The sequence below is a fragment of the Bradyrhizobium sp. U87765 SZCCT0048 genome (genome assembly GCF_018131225.1).
Lineage (GTDB): Bacteria > Pseudomonadota > Alphaproteobacteria > Rhizobiales > Xanthobacteraceae > Bradyrhizobium_A.
In genome coordinates this window covers 1,000,310-1,016,037 of sequence record NZ_JAFCMM010000002.1, presented here as the reverse complement: position 1 = coordinate 1,016,037, position 15,728 = coordinate 1,000,310, and the positions used below count along the sequence as shown (strand labels likewise).

At 66.9% G+C, this 15,728-nt stretch carries 17 protein-coding genes; 5 read left to right on the top strand and 12 right to left on the bottom strand.

All coding sequences use genetic code 11. The features are described from left to right. Window positions 1-137 precede the first annotated feature (137 nt). Together JQ639_RS17775 and JQ639_RS17770 are read left to right on the top strand one after the other, a co-directional pair. Window positions 138-1,226 (top strand): carboxylesterase family protein, encoded by a 1,089-nt coding sequence (locus JQ639_RS17775; protein WP_211967424.1) that lies wholly within the window; start codon window positions 138-140, stop codon window positions 1,224-1,226. A 54-nt stretch (window positions 1,227-1,280) separates the two neighbouring features. Further along, the gene (locus JQ639_RS17770; RefSeq protein WP_211967423.1) at window positions 1,281-2,333 is read left to right on the top strand and encodes a S1C family serine protease; all 1,053 of its coding nucleotides are present in this window, start codon (window positions 1,281-1,283) and stop codon (window positions 2,331-2,333) included. Between the two features lie 168 nt (window positions 2,334-2,501). Here JQ639_RS17770 and dhaK read toward each other — a convergent pair whose 3' ends face one another. From dhaK to JQ639_RS17710, 12 genes are all read right to left on the bottom strand, one after another. Further along, the gene (gene dhaK, locus JQ639_RS17765; protein ID WP_211967422.1) at window positions 2,502-3,491 is read right to left on the bottom strand and encodes a dihydroxyacetone kinase subunit DhaK; all 990 of its coding nucleotides are present in this window, start codon (window positions 3,489-3,491) and stop codon (window positions 2,502-2,504) included. A 57-nt stretch (window positions 3,492-3,548) separates the two neighbouring features. After that, window positions 3,549-3,956, bottom strand: coding sequence for a hypothetical protein (locus tag JQ639_RS17760; protein WP_211967421.1), 408 nt, complete (start codon window positions 3,954-3,956; stop codon window positions 3,549-3,551). After that, the gene (gene ptsP / locus JQ639_RS17755; RefSeq protein ID WP_211967420.1) at window positions 3,953-5,563 is read right to left on the bottom strand and encodes a phosphoenolpyruvate--protein phosphotransferase; all 1,611 of its coding nucleotides are present in this window, start codon (window positions 5,561-5,563) and stop codon (window positions 3,953-3,955) included. The genes JQ639_RS17760 and ptsP overlap by 4 nt, the downstream gene beginning before the upstream one ends. Continuing rightward, window positions 5,547-5,852, bottom strand: a complete 306-nt coding sequence (locus JQ639_RS17750) for an HPr family phosphocarrier protein (protein ID WP_211967419.1) — start codon at window positions 5,850-5,852, stop codon at window positions 5,547-5,549. The genes ptsP and JQ639_RS17750 overlap by 17 nt, the downstream gene beginning before the upstream one ends. A 21-nt stretch (window positions 5,853-5,873) precedes the next feature. Then, entirely contained in the window at window positions 5,874-6,281 is a 408-nt protein-coding gene (gene dhaM, locus JQ639_RS17745; RefSeq protein ID WP_211967418.1) for a dihydroxyacetone kinase phosphoryl donor subunit DhaM, read from the bottom strand. Then, window positions 6,278-6,874, bottom strand: coding sequence for a dihydroxyacetone kinase subunit DhaL (gene dhaL, locus JQ639_RS17740; RefSeq protein WP_211967417.1), 597 nt, complete (start codon window positions 6,872-6,874; stop codon window positions 6,278-6,280). Before dhaL ends, dhaM begins: the two co-directional genes overlap by 4 nt. Next, a complete protein-coding gene (locus JQ639_RS17735; RefSeq protein ID WP_211967416.1) occupies window positions 6,874-7,896 on the bottom strand; it encodes an ABC transporter ATP-binding protein in 1,023 nt (340 codons plus the stop codon). The genes dhaL and JQ639_RS17735 overlap by 1 nt, the downstream gene beginning before the upstream one ends. Beyond that, on the bottom strand, window positions 7,889-8,986 hold the full coding sequence (locus tag JQ639_RS17730; RefSeq protein WP_211967415.1) for an ABC transporter ATP-binding protein: 1,098 nt from the start codon (window positions 8,984-8,986) through the stop codon (window positions 7,889-7,891). Before JQ639_RS17730 ends, JQ639_RS17735 begins: the two co-directional genes overlap by 8 nt. A gap of 3 nt (window positions 8,987-8,989) precedes the next feature. Further along, window positions 8,990-9,199: a hypothetical protein gene (locus JQ639_RS17725; protein WP_211967414.1), complete on the bottom strand. Its 210-nt coding sequence runs from the start codon at window positions 9,197-9,199 to the stop codon at window positions 8,990-8,992. Then, window positions 9,196-10,149, bottom strand: a complete 954-nt coding sequence (locus JQ639_RS17720; RefSeq protein ID WP_211967413.1) for a carbohydrate ABC transporter permease — start codon at window positions 10,147-10,149, stop codon at window positions 9,196-9,198. The genes JQ639_RS17725 and JQ639_RS17720 overlap by 4 nt, the downstream gene beginning before the upstream one ends. A gap of 8 nt (window positions 10,150-10,157) precedes the next feature. Next, on the bottom strand, window positions 10,158-11,120 hold the full coding sequence (locus tag JQ639_RS17715) for a carbohydrate ABC transporter permease (RefSeq protein ID WP_211967412.1): 963 nt from the start codon (window positions 11,118-11,120) through the stop codon (window positions 10,158-10,160). A gap of 154 nt (window positions 11,121-11,274) precedes the next feature. Continuing rightward, complete coding sequence (locus JQ639_RS17710) at window positions 11,275-12,600, bottom strand: ABC transporter substrate-binding protein (RefSeq protein ID WP_211967411.1); 1,326 nt, start codon at window positions 12,598-12,600, stop codon at window positions 11,275-11,277. A 387-nt stretch (window positions 12,601-12,987) separates the two neighbouring features. On the opposite strand from JQ639_RS17710, the gene JQ639_RS17705 reads away from it, so the two are divergent. The 3 genes from JQ639_RS17705 to JQ639_RS17695 are packed head-to-tail and all read left to right on the top strand — an operon-like array spanning window position 12,988 to window position 15,722. Next, entirely contained in the window at window positions 12,988-13,785 is a 798-nt protein-coding gene (locus JQ639_RS17705; RefSeq protein WP_349644746.1) for an enoyl-CoA hydratase/isomerase family protein, read from the top strand. Window positions 13,786-13,787: 2 nt separating this feature from the next. After that, the gene (locus JQ639_RS17700) at window positions 13,788-15,038 is read left to right on the top strand and encodes a CaiB/BaiF CoA transferase family protein (protein WP_211967410.1); all 1,251 of its coding nucleotides are present in this window, start codon (window positions 13,788-13,790) and stop codon (window positions 15,036-15,038) included. Between the two features lie 57 nt (window positions 15,039-15,095). Beyond that, complete coding sequence (locus tag JQ639_RS17695; protein WP_249123283.1) at window positions 15,096-15,722, top strand: winged helix-turn-helix transcriptional regulator; 627 nt, start codon at window positions 15,096-15,098, stop codon at window positions 15,720-15,722. Window positions 15,723-15,728: the final 6 nt, after the last annotated feature.

The following is a 15,728-nucleotide window of genomic DNA, read 5'->3' as shown; positions in this document are numbered from 1 at the left end:
GGGCGTTGAAAATCAATCCGGCCATTGTAGCGGCAATCGACCTCGACGCAATCGATCGTCATGGCTGGCATGCATGGGCAAGCGCGGCGCGGCGGGATACGGTCGGTGACGGCACGCATCCCGACGGAGTGAGCGGCATGGACAAGGCCCGACTGGACGATCTCGTCGCCCTGCTGCCGCCGCTGCTGCGGTCGCTGGACGGGCTTGGCCTGGTGGCGCGTCATTTCCATCCGCCGGATTTCGGTGCGGTGCTCGAGGCGGTCGGCACGCCCGAAGCGGCGTTGCGGGAGGCTCTGCCGCGCCTCGCCGCGTGGCCTGCGGACATGGCGGTGGTCGCCACCCAGTTGCGTGTGGCGGGAGAAGCGGTGCTGGCCGCCTTCGCCGGATTGCGCGCCGCACCGGGCGAGACGGACAGCCTGAGGATGGTATTCCGCGCGCTGCGGCAGCTGCCCCGCGCCCAGGAGGCGCTCTATCCGCTGACAGACCTCGCGCCGATCCATGACTTCTTCATCGATCCGCAGCTGCGCGAGGACGCGGCTCTGCAGGCCCGCTTCGCGCAGGCCGGCAAGCGCGACGATACCGGTGTGATGCATGCGGAGAACGGGTTTCGCGATCGCGGCGGTTTCTCGCTGTATGTCCCGGAATACTACACGCCGGACCGCGCCTGGCCGCTGGTGATGGCGTTGCATGGCGGCAGCGGTCATGGCCGCGCCTTCCTGTGGAGCTGGCTGCGCGATGCGCGCAGCCGCGGCGCCATCCTGGTCACGCCGACCGCGGTCGGCCCCACCTGGGCGCTGATGGGCGAAGATCCGGACACGCCCAATCTGGCGCGCATCCTGGCCTTCGTCCGTGCGCGCTGGGCCGTCGATCCGCAGCGGCTGCTGCTCACTGGCCTCAGCGACGGCGGTACGTTCAGCTATGTCAGCGGGCTGGAGCCGGCATCGCCGTTCACCCATCTGGCCCCGGTCGCTGCCTCGTTCCACCCGCTGATGGCGCAGGCGGCAGATGCCGAACGGCTGCACGGCCTGCCGATCCGCATTACCCATGGTGCGCTCGACTGGATGTTCCCGGTGGAGATCGCCCGCGGCGCGCGGCAGGCGCTGACGGCGGCAGGCGCCAATGTCAGCTATCGCGAGATCGAGGATCTCAGCCACACCTATCCGCGTGAGGAGAACGCCGGGCTCCTCGACTGGCTGGCGGCCCCCCTGCCGACGGTCGGGGCCTGAGCTACTTGCGAGCAGCTCGCAGGGCCACCATCTGTGAAGCCGAGGTATCGTGCGATGCTGGACTTCACTCAGGACATTTCACTGCAGGCAGCGGGCGACGCGGCAGCTGCGTCCGGGCCTGTGCGCGCGGCGGCCGATGACGCAGCCGCGCTCAATGACAATGCGCTGCTCGACGCCTACTCGCGCGCCGTGATCGACGTCACCGAGCGGGTCGGCCCTGCGGTGGTGCGCGTCGAGACGCGTGCGACCGAGGCCGGCGCGCGCGGCCGCGGCGGGGTCGGCTCGGGAATCGTGATCTCGCCCGACGGCTTCGTGCTGACCAACAGCCATGTGGTCGGCATGGCGCGGCAGATCCGTCTCAGCGACGCCGACGGCATGAGCACTGAGGCGCGCGTGCTCGGCGTCGATCCGGACACCGATCTTGCGTTGCTGCGGGCCGATGGCGCGCGCGACCTGCACTTTGCCTCGCTCGGCAATTCCAGGACCCTGCGCCGCGGCCAGCTGGTGGTGGCGATCGGCAATCCGCTCGGCTTCGAATCGACGGTGACCGCCGGCGTGGTGTCGGCGCTCGGGCGCTCGATCCGCTCGGTCAGCGGCCGCACCATCGAGGACGTGATCCAGACCGACGCGGCGCTCAACCCCGGCAATTCCGGTGGGCCGCTGGTGTCGTCGGCGGGCGAGGTCATCGGTATCAACACCGCGATCATCAGCGGTGCGCAGGGCATCTGCTTTGCGGTCGCCAGCAACACCGCACAGTTCGTACTGTCGGAGATCATCCGCCACGGCCATGTCCGGCGTGGCTATGTGGGCGTCGCGGCGCAGACCGTCCCGGTGCCGCGTCAGCATGCGGTGCTGGCTGGCATCGCCAACCGGATGGGCGCGCTGCTGGCGCAGCTCGAGCCGAACGAAGCGGCGTCCCGCGCCGGTCTGCTGCCGGGCGATGTGGTGGTGCGGCTGGATGGTCAGGAGATCAATGGCGTCGACGACCTGATCCGCACCCTCGATCGTGACCGGATCGATCGCTCGCTCGAGATCGAGGTGTTGCGGCTCGGCCGGCTGCGGGTGTTCAACATCCGCCCGACGCTGCGCAAGCAGGCGGCGAAGTAAGCTAGTCGTACGGCTCGGTCTTTGATCCTCATCCTGAGGAGCCCGCGGAGCGGGCGTCTCGAAGGATGAGGCCCGGGCGGCGCTTGTGGTGGCCTCATGGCTCGAGACGAGCGGCGTTGCCGCTCTTCTCACCATGAGAGGATGCGTAGCGTTCGTGCGATCGCGGCCTTACGACCGCTGGCCCCAGTTGAGTGCGGCCGTGTGCACCGGCGCGTCCCAGTATTTCGCGATCCCGTCGTCGAGCATCGACACCGTGATCGAGCAGCCTGCCATCTCCAGCGAGGTGACGTAGTTGCCGACCAGCGCGCGGCCGACACGCAGGCCGTGCTTCTCCAGCTGTTTGCGGGCCGCATTGAACATCAAGTAGAGCTCGATCGACGGCGTACCGCCAAAGCCGTTCACCAGCAGGATGCAGTCGCCGGTGCGCTGGATGTCGCCGGCGATGGCGGCGACGATCTCCTCGGCGATGTGGTCGGCCGACGCCAGCTTGACGCGGCGGCGGCCGGGCTCGCCATGGATGCCGACGCCCATCTCCATCTCGTCCTCGCCAAGGGTGAAGGTCGGCTTGCCGGCGGCCGGCACGGTGCAGCTGGTCAGTGCCACGCCCATCGAGCGTGTCGCGTCGTTGACCCGTTCGCCAAGCGCCTTCAGGCTGTCGAGCGGCATGCCGGCTTCCGCCGCCGCGCCGACCACCTTCTCCACGATCAGCGTTCCGGCGACGCCGCGGCGGCCGGTCGAGAACGTCGATTTCTCCACCGCGACATCGTCGTCGACGATCAGCGTCAGGTTCTTGCTCTCCGTCATCTCGGCGGCCATGGCGAAGTTCATGACGTCGCCTTCATAGTTCTTGACGATGAACAGCACCCCGCCGCCGGTGTCGACCGCGCTCGCGGCCGCGATCATCTGGTCGGGCGTGGGCGAGGTGAACACCTGTCCCGGGCAGGCCGCATCCAGCATGCCGGCGCCGACGAACCCGGCATGCAGCGGCTCGTGTCCGGCGCCGCCGCCGGAGATCAGCGCCGGTTTGCCGGTGACGAGATGACGGCGGCGGACGAATTTGCGCTCCTCACCAAGGGTGAGAATATCGGCGTGGGCGGCGGCGAGGCCGTCAAGGCTTTCCGCCAGCACGGCGTCGGGCGCGTTGATGAGCTTCTTCATGATGTCCTCCCCGGGACGTTTCAGGCGAACGTCTTTGTGTGTGATGGTCGCGGACGATTACTCGCCCAGCAGTTTGCTCAGGCGCTGCACGAACTCGCCGACCAGCTGGTCGAGCTCGCGGTTGCGGTCGTCGTCGCCGAGATCAGGCAGATAGATCACGTGCTGGCGCGTGCGGCGGATGTCATCCATCGACGGCGCGCGGCGCGGATGCGCCAGCGCGTAGGCGTCGAGGAACAGCCGCCGGTCCTCCGGCGAGAAGTGGCAGATCTCGAAAATGGTCTCGATGTGCTGCGCCGGCACCGGCGTGGCATAGGCCGGATTGGTGATCTGGCTCACGAACGACCGATTTTTACCGAGCGCATGCGCCAGCCGGCCGCGGGTGCCGGACGGGCGGTTGTCGAGTACGCGCTGCAGCACCCGCTTGTAGCCGGCCACCGCATCGCCGACGTCGCTGTCGTCGGTCATGCCGGGCCTCCCGTCGCGATGTCGCGCAACGCGAGCTTGACCCGTCCGACCAGTGGCGGCGCCACTGACACCGAGCGCAGGCCCGCGCCGATCAGCGCCGGCAGATGCTGTGGATCGCCGCCCATGTCGCCGCACAGGCTGACGTCGAGGCCGAGCTTGCGGCTGGTGTCCACCACGTGGCGGATCAGCGCCGTGACGGCGGGATGGCCGGGATTGTTGAGTGCGGCGACCGCGGCAACGTCGCGGGCGCTGGCGGTGACATACTGTGTCAGGTCGTTGGAGCCGATCGAGAAGAACGCGGCCGATTTGAACAGCTCAGGCACGACGGCGACGGCCGGAACCTCGACCATGATGCCGAGTAGCGGCCGGCGCGCCGCGATGCCTTCCGCCTGCAGCTCGGCGACGGCTGCATCGAGCAGCGCCGCGGCCGCAGTGATTTCCTCCGGTACCGTGATCATCGGCAGCATGATCTTGAGCGGGCCATGCACGGCGGCGCGTGCCAGTGCGCGCAGCTGCACCTTGAAAATGTCGGGTTTGGCGAGTGACAGGCGGACGCCGCGCAGGCCGAGAAACGGATTGGATTCGCCATCCTCCGTCAGCCCGGGCACCGGCTTGTCGCCGCCGGCGTCGATGGTGCGGATGGTGACGGGGCGGCCCGCGGCCCAGTCGACGATGCGGGCATAGGCGCGATACTGCGTCGCTTCATCCGGCAGCCCGCCGGGGCGGCTGAACAGGAACTCGGTCCGCACGAGACCGATGCCGTCGCAGATCGCCGGATCGAGCGCGTCGAGCTGCTCGGGCTCGGCGACATTGATATGTACCGCGACGGAGACGCCGTTTGCGGTCAACGCGGGCCGCGTGAGAACTGTCGCTTCCTGGGCGCGGCGGGCCGCAGCCGCGGTCCGCGCCGCGGCGAAGGCGGTCATGTCGTCGGCGTCGGGATCGAGCAGCAGGCGGCCGTGCTCGCCATCGACGATGGCGCCTGTGAAGATGCGGTCGGGAATCGGGCCGAGGCCCACGGTCATCGGCACGCCGCGCGAGCGCGCCAGGATGGCGACATGACTCGACGGGCTGCCCTCGGCCAACGCGATGGCGCCGCCATGCGACCAGTCGATGGCGAGAAACCGGCTCGGCGTGAGGTCGCGGCCGATCAGGATGGCGCCGGGCGCGACCTCCGCGTCGGTCGCCGCACCGAACAGCTGCGCCAGCACGCGGTCGCGCAGGTCTTCGAGGTCGCTGGCGCGGGCGCTGAAATAGGCGTCGTCGCTGCCGCGATAGTCGGCGATCTGGGCGGCCAGTGCGTCCGTCCAGGCGCTGGCGGCATCGACGCCGCGATCGATGGCGGCGAGCGCCGGATCGCGCAGCGCATCGTCTTCCAGCATGGCGACCTGGAATTCGAGGATGGCCGCGCCGTCAGCATCCGCGCCGGCGATGAGGTCGCCGAGGTTGATGGTCGCAGCCTCGATCGCGCGGACCAGAGCATCGCGCTCGTCGCCTGGCGTGCCGGCCTTGCGATGCAGCGCGCCGACATCGACGATGCGATGCACCGGACCGTGCGCGAGGCCGGGGGCGGCGGCGCGTCCTTTCAGTTCAACCGTTGCCGGCATGGGCCTCCGCCTCGTCGAAATCGCGTTCGACCAGCGCTACCAGCGCGGCGATCGCGGCGGCGGCATCGGAGCCGCTGGCGCGGAATCGGAGCGTCGAGCCTTGCGGCGCCTTGGCCGCCATCACCTTGACGATGCTCTTGGCGTCGATCCAGCTGTCGCTGCCGTCGATGTTGAGCTCGATGGTCGATTGAAACGTCTTGGCGAGCTTGGTGAGCTTCACCGAGGGGCGCGCGTGCAATCCGACCTCATGGGTCAACAGGACGCTGCCGGTTGTTTCACCATTCACCATGATCGATCCTTCTGTTGTCCGTCAGGCCGGCGACAGCTCTTCGGCCGTCCGTCGTACCACGTCAAGCGATGCGCCGCCGGATGCCTCGGTGGCGGCGATCACCGCGCCTTCGACGATCGGTGCGTTGCACACCACGATCTTGCCGTGCCGCTCGGCGGGCTGCATTTCGATCGCCATCTCCGAATTGGTCTCCGCGCCGCCGAGATCGACCAGGATGGCGACGCCGGCGTCCGACCACGCGCGGTCGATCGCGCCGAGAATGGCTTCGACACTGGTGCCGAGGCCGCCGCCGGGATCGCCGCCGCAATAGGCGAGCGGAACCTCCTCGCCGACCATCTGCTGCACCATCTGCGCCGTGCCGCGAGCGACGTCGGGCGAGTGCGATACGATGACGATGCCGACGTTGCTGCTGTGGGTCGTCTTGGTCATGCCGGGTGTCCTGCTGTCTCTGCGATGGCGGCGACGAGCAATGCACTCGATCGCGCGCCGGGGTCCATGTGGCCGATCGAACGGTCACCGAGGAAGGAGGCGCGGCCGCGGATCGCCTTCATCGGAATGGTGGCGTCGGCCGCGGCAGATGCCGCCTCAGCCGGATCGCCGGCCTGCGCCAGCGCCTCGGCGACGGGAGCGAGCACGTCCAGCATGGTCTTCTGGCCGACCTCCGACTTGCCGCGCGCCTTGACGGCGGCGATCGCCGCATCGAGCGCGCGGGCGATGTCGGCGCGGCCGGGATCTTCCGGCAGCTCCTTGCCGAGCGTCATGGCGAGTGTGCCGAACAGCGGTCCCGAGGCGCCGCCGACCTTCATCACCAGCGTCATGCCGATCGCCTTGAGGGCTTCCGGCAGCGGCTTGGCGGCAAGGCCGTCGAGATCGGCGAGCACGGCCTCGAGGCCGCGCTTCATATTGATGCCATGGTCGCCGTCGCCGATCGCCTGATCGAGCGCGGTCAGTTCATCGGCATGGTCGATCACGCGCCTTGCGGCGGTTTCGATCAGGGCGCGTCGCGCGGTCTGGTCGAGCATCAGGCTCCTCCTCCGATTCGATGTCCGGCCTGGTCGAAATAAAGCGGATCGATCAGCGCCAGCGCAACCGTGTCGCCGGCTGCGAGTTCCGTTCCCGGATCGACCAGGGTGGTCAGACGGCTGTCGCCGATCCGGATATGCAGATGGTTCTGATCGCCGAGATGCTCGATCCGCGCAACCTCGCCGAGGGCATCGCGTCGCGACGCCCTGGTGATTCGCAGATGCTCGGTGCGGGCGCCGACGGTTGTCGCGCCCGCGGGCATGGCGCCGGCGGGGATCAGGCCCGCCGGCAGCAGGTTGATGGCTGGCTGGCCGAGCCGGCTTGCGACATAGACATTGGCCGGGCTCTGGTAGATCTCGCGCGGCGTGCCGATCTGCACCAGTTCGCCGGCGCGCATGATGCCGATGCGGCTTGCCAGCGTCATCGCCTCGATCTGGTCGTGGGTGACATAGAGAATGGTGGCGCCGAGGTCCTGCTGCACCCGCTTGAGTTCGAGGCGCAGGTCCGAGCGCAGCTTGGCGTCGAGCGACGACAGTGGCTCGTCCATCAGGTAGATCGACGGCCGTCGTACCAGCGCGCGGCCGATTGCGACACGCTGCATCTCGCCGCCGGACAACCGCGTGGCGCGGTTGTCGAGCTTGTGCGCGATCCGCAGCATGGTGGCGATGTCGGTCACCCGGCGTTTAATCTCGTCTTCCGGCACGCGGCGCGCCGGCGAGCGCAGCGGGAAGGCGAGGTTGTCGTAGACCGACAGGTGCGGGTAAAGCGAGTACTGCTGGAACACGAAGGTCACGTCGCGGCCCGCCGGCTCGACCGTGCTGACGTCCCGGCCGCCGATCGCAATGCGTCCGGCGTCGGCGTGTTCGAGGCCGGCCACCAGCCGCAGCGTCGTGGTCTTGCCTGCACCGGTCGGGCCGAGCAGCACGATCAGTTCGCCATCGGCGATCGACAGTGACAGGTTGGCGACCGCGGTGGTGTCGCCGAAGCGCTTGGTCACCCCATCGAGAACGACGTCAGCCATGGACGGCTCCTGCATAGAGGACGGAAGGCACCGCGCGGCCCGAGCCGGCGTCGAACAGCGACAGCCGCTCCGAGCGGAAGCGCAGGCCCACGGTTTCGCCCGGGCGCACCACGCGGTCGGCGGGCAGGCGAGCCTTGATCGCGCCGTGGGCCGTTTCCACCGCAACGATCTGGGTGGTGCCGAGATAGGCGGATTCGAACACCGACCCGCGCAGGCTGGAGGCGTCATCGAACACGATGTGTTCAGGCCGCACACCGAGTGCCAGCGCGCCGGGAGCGCGATCTGCCCGGATTTCCGGCACCGCGACCTCCGCACCGTTGATGCGCACGGCGCGATCGCCGGTCTTGAGGCCGCTCTCGAAGGCGAGGAAGTTCATCGGTGGCGAGCCGAAGAAATCGGCGACGAACATGGTGGCGGGGCGATCGTAGATGTCCTGGGGGCGGCCGAACTGCTCGACGACGCCATGGTTCATCACCGCGATCTTGTCGGCCATGGCCATGGCTTCGAGCTGGTCATGGGTGACATAGACCGTGGTCGCCCTGATACGGGTGTGCAGGTCACGCAGTTCGTGGATCATGAGGTCGCGGAACTCGGTGTCCAGCGTGCCCAGCGGCTCGTCCATGAGAAAGGCTTTGGGGCGGCGCACGATGGCGCGGCCGAGCGCGACGCGCTGGCGGTCGCCGCCGGCGAGGCCGGACACCGGGCGGTCGAGCAGATGGTCGATGCGCAGCAGGCGCGCGGCCTCCTCGACGCGCTGGCGGATCTCGCTGCGCGCCATGCCCTGACACTTGAGCGGAAAGCCGATGTTGTGACGCACGTTCATGTGCGGGTACAGCGCGAACAGCTGGAACACGAAGGCGATGTCGCGCGCCGCGGCGCGGTTGAACGTGACGTCCTCGCCGCCGAGCAGGATCTTGCCTGCGGTGGGCAGCTCGAGGCCGGCGATCATGCGCAGTGTCGTGGTCTTGCCGCAGCCCGACGGGCCCAGCATCACGAAGAACTCGCCGTCCTCGATGGTGAATGTCGAACCCTTGACGGCGGTGAAGCCGCCAAAAGTCTTCTGGACGTTCTCGACCCGGATCTCGGCCATGGCTTACTCCGGAAAATGACTGACGACGGTGAACGACACCGTGCCGGCGAGGATGGTGGCGAACGAATAGGCGTAGGCGGTCGCCGAGAACGGCTGCATCAGCATGACGATGCCGAGGGCGATGACCACCGTGGCGAGGTTTTCCCAGGGGCCGCGGCGGAAGCGCAGCAGGCGCTGCAGCGTGTTGGCCTGGGTGGGGCTTGGACCGGTCATTTGCGCACCGCTCCGAAGGTGATGCCGCGCAGGAGATGTTTCCTGAGCAGGATGGTGAAGACGAAGATCGGGATCACGAACAGCGTGGTGGCGGCGGCGACGGCGGGCCAGTCCTGGCCGCCCTCGCCGATGATGAAGGGAATGAACGGCGGCATGGTCTGGGCGGTGCCGGAGGTCAGCAGCACGGCGAAGGCATACTCGTTCCAGGCGAAAATCAGGCAGAAGATCGCAGTGGCGGCGATGCCGGTTGCGGCCTGGGGCAGCACGGCCTTGCGGAATGCCTGCAGGCGCGTGTAGCCGTCGATCATCGCCGCTTCCTCATACTCGCGCGGAATCTCGTCGATGAAGCCCTTGAGCAGCCAGACCGCGAGCGAGACGTTGACCGCGGTGTACAGCAGGATCATGCCGAGGCGGGTGTCGGACAGGCCGAGCTCGCGGTACATCAGGTAGATCGGGATCGCCACCGCAATGGGCGGCATCATCCGTGTCGACAGGATGAAGAACAGAAGGTCGTCCTTGAGGGGCACGCGGAAGCGCGAGAAGCCATAGGCCGCGAGCGTGCCCAGCACTACGGCGAGGAAGGTCGAGCCGAATGCGATGATGATCGAGTTGACGAAGCGCGGGATGACGTTGGACGGGCCGGCGATCACCATGTTCCGCGACCGCACCAGCTTGTCGTACCAGGTGGTCGGCGGCGGCAATTGCGCGATCACCTCGGGCGATTGCCGCGTCCTCGTCGTGAACAGGTTGACGTAGCCTTCGAGCGACGGCGTGAACAGCACCTTCGGCGGGTAGGCGATGGAATCCGGCGGCGTCTTGAAGCTGGTCAGCACGATCCACACCAGCGGGATCATGGTGATGATGGCATAGATGATCACCAGCGTGCCGGCGATGCGGCGCGACAGCTGGGAGGGGGCGACGACGGAATGGGCCTGGGTTGATCCGGACATGACGGGCCTCAGCGCTGCTTCACGCGGTTCAGGGCCTTCACATAGATATTGGCGAGGCCGAACACGGTGACGAACAGAATGATGGCGAAGGCGGACGAGTAGCCGGTGCGCCAGCTCTCGAACGCTTGTCGCTTCAGGGTGATCGAGGCGACTTCGGTGATCGAGCCGGGGCCGCCGCCGGTCAGGAGGTTGACCATGTCGAACATCTTGAAGTTCTCGATGCCGCGGAACAGCACCGCCAGCATGATGAAGGGCAGCGCCATCGGCAGCGTAATCGACCAGAACTGCCGCCACGGTGAGGCGCGATCGACCTCGGCAGCCTCGTAGATGTAGTCGGGGATCGAGCGCAGGCCGGCGAGGCAGATCAGCATCACATAGGGTGTCCACATCCAGACGTCGACGATGACGATCGCCCACGGGCTCAGGCGGACGCTGCCGAGCATCTGGAACGAGGACGGATCGATGCCGGACACGAAGGCGATGGCGTAATTGAACAGCCCGCTCTGCGGCTGGTACAGAAAGGTCCAGAAGTTGCCGACGACAGCGGGCGACAGCATCATCGGGATCAGGATCACGGTGGTCCACAGCGCGTGACCGCGAAACTTCTTGTCGATCAGCCAGGCGAGGCCGAAGCCGAGCACGGTCTCGATGACGATGGTCCAGATCACGAAATGCGCCGTGGTCTGCATCGCCGCCCAGACATCGGCGTCACCGAGGATGCGCTGGTACCAGTCGAGGCCGACGAACTTGACCTCGGCATTCGGCCGGTTGGCGCGGTAGTTGGTGAACGACAGGTAGATCGTCCAGATCAGCGGGAAGATGTTGATCGCGAGCAGCAGCGCGATGGTCGGGCCGATGAACAGCCACGCGATGGCCTTGTCGGAGAGGCCGCGGATCGCGCGGCCGACCGTGGCCGGCGTGGCGCCGGCGGCGCGGTTGGCGAACGTGCTCTGGGCGGAAACTTCGGTCATGGACCCGTGATCCGGCTGGGGCATGGGGGATGGGACGGCGCGCTCGCGCGCGGCGGTGTCGCTGTTGTGGTCGGGGCTGGCCAAGACGGTTGATCCGGAAGGCGCTGCTCCGGGAGAGGGGACTCCCGGAGCAACTGACAACGTCAAGCTTTCATCACTTGCCGTCGTCTTTGAAGATCTGGGTCCAGTCTTCCACCAGCTTGTCGAGCGCTTCCTTCGCCGTGCCCTTGTCGGCGACGACATAGTCGTGGACGCGCTTCTGCTCGGCCTGCAGCAACTGGGCGTAGGACGGCTCGGCCCAGAAGTCCTTGACCATGTCCATCGACTTGAGGAATTCGGCCGCGAACGGCGCGCTCTTGGGGAAGCTCGGGTCGTTCAGCACCGACTTGGCGCAGGAGTAGCCGCCGAGCGTCCACCACTTCTTCTGCACGTCGCCCTTGGCGAACCACTTGATGTACTTCAGCGCATCGTCGCGATGTTCGGAATAGGCAACGACCGAGATGCCCTGGCCGCCGAGTTGGGTGAACTGGTACTTCGCCGCCGGATTGACGAAGAAGCCGATCTTGTCGCCGCCGACATTGGGGTCCTTGTAGAGGCCCGGGAAGAAGGCGAAGAAGTTCATCTGCAGCGCCACCTGGCCCGACTTGAAGGCGTCGAGGCCCTCGCTCATGTAGCCGTTGGACGCGCCCGGCGGGGTGCAGCATTTGTAGAGCGACTTGTAGAATTCGAGGCCGGCGACGGCTTCCGGCGAATTCACGAAGCCCTTCATGTCATAGGGCTTCTTCGGGTTCTGATACTCGAAGCCGTAGTCGTAGAGGACGTTGGACACGCCCATGGTGATGCCTTCGGAGCCGCGCTCGGTGTAGATCGAGGCGCCGTAGACGGTCTTGCCGTCGATCTCGCGGCCCTGGAAGAAGGTCGCGATGTCCTTCAACTCGTCATAGGTCTTGGGCACCTCGAGTTCGCGGCCGTACTTCGCCTTGAAGGCGGCGCGGATTTCGGGGCGGCTGAACCAGTCCTTGCGATAGGTCCAGCCGATGGCGTCGCCCATCGCCGGCAGCGCCCAGTAGTTGGCGGTGTTCTTCGGCCATTGCGAGTAGCCGACGACGGTCGCCGGCATGAAGTCATCCATCGAGATGCCTTCCTTGGCGAAGAAGTCGTTGAGCTTGACGTAGTGGCCGTTCTCGGCGGCGCCGCCGATCCACTGGCTGTCGCCGATGATCAGGTCGCAGAGCTTGCCATGGGAGTTGAGCTCGTTGAGAAAGCGGTCGGCGTAGTTGGTCCACGGCACGAACTCGAACTTCATGCCGATGCCGGTCTCCTTGGTGAAGTCCTTCGACAGTTCGACCAGGGCGTTGGCGGGGTCCCATGCGGCCCAGCACAGCGTGAGCTGCTTGCTCTGGGCATGGGCGGGTGCGGCCGGGCTGAAAGCAAGCACGGCAGCGGCGAGGGCTGTGGCGGCTGAGAGCAATGATCTCATCAATTCCTCCTTGAACGCCCGCGCGGCGGCATGCGCCTGAAAAAGCGGAGCGGGCTCTTTTTGGTGAGCGACGTTTCTTCCTTGATGCACCGGTAGGTCCGGCGTCTGTTTAGTAATTGAGTTTAGTAAAGCGCATTTCAGTAAACATCGCAATTGGCAAAATCGCGCGCAATTTTGTGCGTCGCAGCGTAAAACACTAAACACCCCTGTTGCTTGCTGGCGTCCTTCGACGGCGCACGGCAATCCGTTGTCGACGGCGGGGTCGAACGCAGAGCAGGTCTGCGCGACGGCGATCGCATCGATGGCTTGCAAAACGCAAGTCATCGGCTAGGCTCCGGCCGTGAGTGAAAAGGACGCGACAATGCGTCCAGCGAGGGAGCAGAAACCGTGTCCGAGGACGCCCTGGTGACGCGCGAGCAGCGCGGCAATATCTCCGTTTTGACCATGACCTATCGGCCCTACAACCTGCTGGGGCCGAAGCTGATCAACGCCATCGTGCGCGAGGTCGAGCAGGCGCAGAGAGTGGGCAGCCGCGCCATCGTGCTGCGCAGCGGGCTGCGGCATTTCTCCGCCGGCGCCGATCTCGAGATCTTCGAGAAGCGCGTCGCTCAGGACGGAGCTGCTGCGGCGACAGACGAGCGGCGTCTCAGCGGCATCGAATTTCTCCGCTTCATGGAACTGCTGCCGATCCCGGTGATCGCCAGCGTGCATGGCGTCTGCCTCGGCGGCGGCCTCGAACTGGCGCTGTCGTGCGATTACATCATCGCGGCGTCGTCGGCCAAGATCGGTTCGGTCGAGGCAACCCTCGGCCTTCATCCGCTGCTCGGCGGCATCCAGCGCCAGGCCCAGCGCATCGGCGCGGCCCGCGCCAAGGAAATGTCGATGCTGGCGCGGCGCTATGATGCGCCGACCCTGGAGCGATGGGGGCTGATCAATCTCACCGTGCCGGAAGAGCAGCTGGACGCGGCGACGATGGCGATCGCCGAGGAGTTCGCGCAGGGGCCGACGCTGGCCCATGCCGCGACGAAGGAGCTGGTTCATATCGCGGTCAATGACGGCGTCACGGCCGCCGACGAGGCGATGGCGCGGGTGCAGGCGCCGATCTGGGCTTCGGAAGATCTCAAGGCGGGCCTCGCCTCGTTCCGGAAGAATGGTCCGGGACTTGCCAAGTTCGCGGGGCGCTGACCATGAGCGGACCCCTCAACGGCCTTCGTGTCGTCGACTTCTCCCGCGTGCTCGCGGGCCCGCTGTGCGCCAGGACCCTGCAGGACCTCGGCGCCGAGGTGATCAAGGTGGAGCCGCCGAGCCCCGACGTCTCGCGCTATGCGTTTCCCTCGACCGACGGCATGTCCGGCTACTATGCCCAGCAGAATGCCGGCAAGCGCAATGTCAGCATCAACCTCAACATCCCCGGCGCCTATGATCTGGCGCTCAAATTGTGCGACAGCGCCGATATCGTGGTGGAGAATTTCCGCGCCGGCACGCTCGGCTTCTTCGGACTGGACTATGAGACGCTGGCGAAGCGCAATCCACGGCTGATCTACGCCTCGATCACCGGCTACGGCCAGGGCGGCCCGTGGCGCAGCCGCATGGCGTACGCGCCGACCGTGCAGGCCGAAGCCGGCTTCACGGAGAACAGCGTGCGCCACTATGGCGACGCACTCGCCGAACCGCGCACCGACAGCCTGTCTCACGCCGACGTCTATGCGGGCCTCCAAGCAGTGATCGCCATCCTGGCCGCGTTGCGCAGCCGCGAGACGACCGGGCAGGGCCAGTACATCGACGTCGCGATGGCGGCGACGCTGCTTGCGGTCAACGAGCGCGCCCATGTCGATCTGTCCGATGACGACATCGGTGCGGAGCCAGCGGTGCTGGGCGCTACCGACTGCGCATTCTTCACCGGCCCGCATGGCGAGCACTTCACCGTCGCCACCAGCATTGTCGGCAGCCGGACCTTTCCGTCCTGGCTGCGGGCGATGCGGCGGGTCGACCTGATGGAGGATCCTCGGTTCGCGTCCGCGGCCGCGCGGCGGCTGAATTTCGGCGCCCTGCATGCCATCATTCAGTCCTGGATCTTGACCTTCCCGGATATGGCGACGCTCGACGCGCAGTTCGACGAAGCGAAGATCGCCATGGGTGAAATCCGTTCTGTCAAGGATCTCGCGGAGTCGGAGTGGAGCGACTACTGGGGCGCGGTTCAACTCGTCCCGGACCGCAGCGGCGGCGAATACCGCCTGCCTGGCCGGCCCTGGCACTTCTCGCGGGACGAACTCGCCCCGATCGGCGCGCCGGCCTTCCAGGGCGAGCACAACAGGGAGGTGTTCCGTGAGCTGGGCGTCAGCGACGCCGATGTGCAGCGGTTGACAGCATCGGGCGCGCTGGTCGCGCACAAGCGAGCACTGGCGCCCGAGGCCAGGGGTGATGAAGCCGCGGCCTGATGGGTCGGCACGCACGGTCATGGCCGGCTGCGGCATTGCTGCAGCCGGTGGCATGCGTTGCTGGTCAATCGATGCGATAGAATGCTAGAAGTCGATCCGCGCGCTCCTGGAAGCGCGCGGTCAGGATCCGAGATGCCGGATAAACGGCGCAGCCGTATTGCCAACAAGGAGTGCTCCGTCGCGCGCGCGATGGAGGTGGTGGGCGACCGCTGGTCGATCCTGCTGCTGCGCGAGGCCTATTACGGCGTCAGGCGGTTCGATGAATTCCAGCACTATGTCGGCGTCGCGCCCAATATTCTCAGCACCCGGCTGAAGAAGTTCGTCGAGGCGGGCCTGATGACGCGGGTGCCGCTGCCCGAACATGCCGGCCGCTACGAATATGTGCTGACCGAAAAGGGACGAGGATTCTTCCCGGCCTATCTCGCCCTCAAGAAGTGGGGTGACGACTGGCTGGCTGAACCGGCGGGCCCGCAGGTCGTGTTCCGTGATCGCGAAAGCGGCCGGCCGATCGCATATCCTGATTTGCAGTCGCCGCGTGGTACCCCGTTGCGCCTCGAGGATGTCGAGGTCGTACCAGGCACCGGCGCTGTCGCCTTCAACCGCAAGCGGTTCGGGGACCGCGTTGACGATGAAGCGGGCGCCCCGCGCGCCAAGGCGGCCCGCATCCCACGCAAACGGTCCTAGCGACGG

Excerpts from the sequence above, each read along its gene's own strand:
- JQ639_RS17775 (WP_211967424.1), top strand. The coding sequence starts at position 138 with ATGGACAAGGCCCGACTGGACGATCTCGTCGCCCTGCTGCCGCCGCTG.
- JQ639_RS17730 (WP_211967415.1), bottom strand. The coding sequence starts at position 8,986 with ATGGCCGAGATCCGGGTCGAGAACGTCCAGAAGACTTTTGGCGGCTTC.
- dhaK (WP_211967422.1), bottom strand. The coding sequence starts at position 3,491 with ATGAAGAAGCTCATCAACGCGCCCGACGCCGTGCTGGCGGAAAGCCTT.
- JQ639_RS17720 (WP_211967413.1), bottom strand. The coding sequence starts at position 10,149 with ATGTCCGGATCAACCCAGGCCCATTCCGTCGTCGCCCCCTCCCAGCTG.
- JQ639_RS17770 (WP_211967423.1), top strand. The coding sequence starts at position 1,281 with ATGCTGGACTTCACTCAGGACATTTCACTGCAGGCAGCGGGCGACGCG.
- JQ639_RS17760 (WP_211967421.1), bottom strand. The coding sequence starts at position 3,956 with ATGACCGACGACAGCGACGTCGGCGATGCGGTGGCCGGCTACAAGCGG.
- JQ639_RS17710 (WP_211967411.1), bottom strand. The coding sequence starts at position 12,600 with ATGAGATCATTGCTCTCAGCCGCCACAGCCCTCGCCGCTGCCGTGCTT.
- JQ639_RS17715 (WP_211967412.1), bottom strand. The coding sequence starts at position 11,120 with ATGACCGAAGTTTCCGCCCAGAGCACGTTCGCCAACCGCGCCGCCGGC.
- JQ639_RS17735 (WP_211967416.1), bottom strand. The coding sequence starts at position 7,896 with ATGGCTGACGTCGTTCTCGATGGGGTGACCAAGCGCTTCGGCGACACC.
- JQ639_RS17700 (WP_211967410.1), top strand. The coding sequence starts at position 13,788 with ATGAGCGGACCCCTCAACGGCCTTCGTGTCGTCGACTTCTCCCGCGTG.
- ptsP (WP_211967420.1), bottom strand. The coding sequence starts at position 5,563 with ATGCCGGCAACGGTTGAACTGAAAGGACGCGCCGCCGCCCCCGGCCTC.
- dhaL (WP_211967417.1), bottom strand. The coding sequence starts at position 6,874 with ATGCTCGACCAGACCGCGCGACGCGCCCTGATCGAAACCGCCGCAAGG.
- JQ639_RS17725 (WP_211967414.1), bottom strand. The coding sequence starts at position 9,199 with ATGACCGGTCCAAGCCCCACCCAGGCCAACACGCTGCAGCGCCTGCTG.
- dhaM (WP_211967418.1), bottom strand. The coding sequence starts at position 6,281 with ATGACCAAGACGACCCACAGCAGCAACGTCGGCATCGTCATCGTATCG.
- JQ639_RS17750 (WP_211967419.1), bottom strand. The coding sequence starts at position 5,852 with ATGGTGAATGGTGAAACAACCGGCAGCGTCCTGTTGACCCATGAGGTC.